The organism is Vallitalea sp. (genome assembly GCF_025211055.1).
Classification (GTDB): Bacteria; Bacillota; Clostridia; order Lachnospirales; family Vallitaleaceae; genus Vallitalea.
Genome location: NZ_JAOARO010000069.1, coordinates 1 through 2,544, shown reverse-complemented (window position 1 = coordinate 2,544; position 2,544 = coordinate 1). Strand labels below are relative to the sequence as shown.

The window sequence follows — 2,544 nt, the reverse complement described above, 5'->3', positions numbered from 1 at the left end:
TAAAAATAGCTACTATTTAAAATACAATTAAAATAAAAGTGCAAGTATCCCCATCACCAGAGTATATATTTAGATATGATATTAAATCTTACGAACATTATTCAATATATGTTATAATGTCCCTATAATATTATATCTAAGCATATACAACTATAAATCTAGGGTTAACTAGTTATGTTAACTTCGAGTATAGAGATATTGATATTAAAATGTACTAATTAGTATCTTCTATATAAATAGGTTTATAGTTATGGATAGTTATAGAGGGGATGGGCTTAATCTTTACGCTTACGTATCCAATAACCCTGTAAACTATATAGACCCAACAGGTTACTGTAGTGAAAAAGGTAATACATCCAACTTTGAATATGGCGATATGCTACTTGACATAAGCAAATATTCAGGAAAAGGTTATCCAACAGACCCAGTACACCAATTATGGATAGCTTGGATGGAAACAGACCCAGAGGATAGAATTACTTGGTTACAGATTGACCAAATGACATTTGCGGATAAATTTCTTATGAAATTAAAACAGTACCATTATGTAAAAAATATTGATGTTACCCAACTGACCTTGAATCAGTTAGATAAACTTTATGTAGAAGAACATGAATATCAACGTGGCACACTCGCTATGAATGCAGGTTTAGCAGCAGCAATGGCATCTAATATTGTTAAAGAAGCAACCAAAACAGTTATTAAAGAAAGTGCCGATGATGTCACTCGAGAAATTATTAATCTTAGCAAAGAGAACAAGAAGCATATTCTCAATAGACATACATTTAGTAGGGTAAAACAACAGCTTTCATATCTTATTAAAAAGCTTCCAAGAGATGAAATTGCTGAAAATATTGCTGATAGAAGTTTCTTCAATCCTGAGTGGTCTGAAGATGTGGTAACTGGCGTTGCCCAAACAGCATATAATCAGTTGATGCATCAAGGAAAAACAAATGGAAAATATATAGTTAAAGCATTAGGCGAAAAAATAACTGTAGTTATAGAAGATGGAGTCTTTAAGACTGCCTATGGACACTTTAAATATATTTTAGATGATTTTGGTTTTTAGGAGATGATAAAATGATAAAAATTGATTACAAGATAAATATGGATGTCATTAATAATATCTCTAAATCAGATATTAATGAAATAAGTGATATTGAAGGTCAATTTAAAATTAGCTTTGGGGATAATATAATAGGCTATGTTGACGATGAAATACCAATATATGACGAATTACTAGTACATTGGTTTTCATTATTAAATAAAGCATTAGAGCTGATGAATCAAGAATCGTTTGTTGCACTTACTTTACCCGATCGATATAATCGTTGGCTATTATTTGAAAATAATGAGAATAAACTTAAGGTGATATATATAGAAAGAGATGATGAGGGAGATACAGAGTTAATCAAAACTGATAAGATTCCTATCAAGCAAGAGTTATGGCATTATGAAATGAATTTACAAGAGCTAACATATGAAATAGCAAGAGCTACTAAGGATTGTATACGCTCTATCCTTACAGTTGATGATATTCTTAGAAAAGCAAAACCTATATCAATGCTAATGAAGTACATATAATAATCTTAAAGGTGATGGAATAACTTTTCAGTTAAGCCATCACCTCAAATTTATAGCCTAAATTATAAAATACTTAAATTGTTTTAAAGGTCTTCCCCCCTCCAAAATCTTTTTAGGGTCTTTCTCTTGGGTCTGAAAAAACAATACTATTTCATCCTACCTATAGTTATTAAATTACATAAAAGGGGATGAGTAATCTTGATAAAAACCTGAACCAATTAAGTCCCTTAAAAAGAAAAGGTTTCTTTGCCTATTGAATAAACCAAGTAACCTTTTCTATGCTTCTATGCTATAAATCTATAAAGCATAACCTGAAAAAGACCGATAGCCATGCTTTTTATGAGAACCATATCAGGCTACAGATAAAGTAATAATAAACACCATGTATACAATATACATATATCACTAATACATGGACATCCTTTGAGTGGTATAGTTTTATTTTTGTATTATCAATAAAATGAATAACCTTGAGACAGGAACAAGACCATCTAGGGTCGATAGCCTACGAAGTGGTTTTAAGGTCTTCCCCCTCCGAAAATCTTTTCAGGGTCTTTCTTATGGGTCTAAAAACCAAGAGCCATTCCGTAGAAGTTTTGCTTAGAAAGATAGAAACATGACTAGATGTCCAAATCATCAAATAATAAAGATGAAAAAAACTTCAACTTAGCTTTAGTTGTACTAGGTATTTGTTTTTGATTCATCCCATTAAAAACCACATATATTTTTGTTTGCTTATAAAAGGTCAAAATAAGGCTTTGACAGTTAAATTCATCAATAGGGCTAAATTGATAAGTAAATATATCTATGTTGTCACCCATGATTTTAGTCCCCCAACTTGGCTGTTCTTTTTCAATTAGCTCAATAGCACGAAGAATATATGTTGTTCCTTTGTTATTATCTGCATTAATAAATATATGAGAAACAAAAGTACACTCACCTAGAAATCTTTTATGGTAT

General features: G+C 30.7%; 3 protein-coding genes. 2 read left to right on the top strand and 1 reads right to left on the bottom strand.

Annotated elements, in window-relative coordinates:
• Nucleotides 1-217: 217 nt before the first annotated feature.
• Nucleotides 218-1,069, top strand: a complete 852-nt coding sequence (locus N4A55_RS09920) for an RHS repeat-associated core domain-containing protein (protein WP_330666371.1) — start codon at nt 218-220, stop codon at nt 1,067-1,069.
• 11 nt (nt 1,070-1,080) lie between these two features.
• A complete protein-coding gene (locus N4A55_RS09915) occupies nt 1,081-1,584 on the top strand; it encodes a hypothetical protein (protein WP_293755691.1) in 504 nt (167 codons plus the stop codon).
• Nucleotides 1,585-2,204: 620 nt separating this feature from the next.
• Here N4A55_RS09915 and N4A55_RS09910 read toward each other — a convergent pair.
• On the bottom strand, nt 2,205-2,544 hold a 340-nt coding region (locus tag N4A55_RS09910), incomplete at its 5' end, for a hypothetical protein (protein ID WP_293755688.1).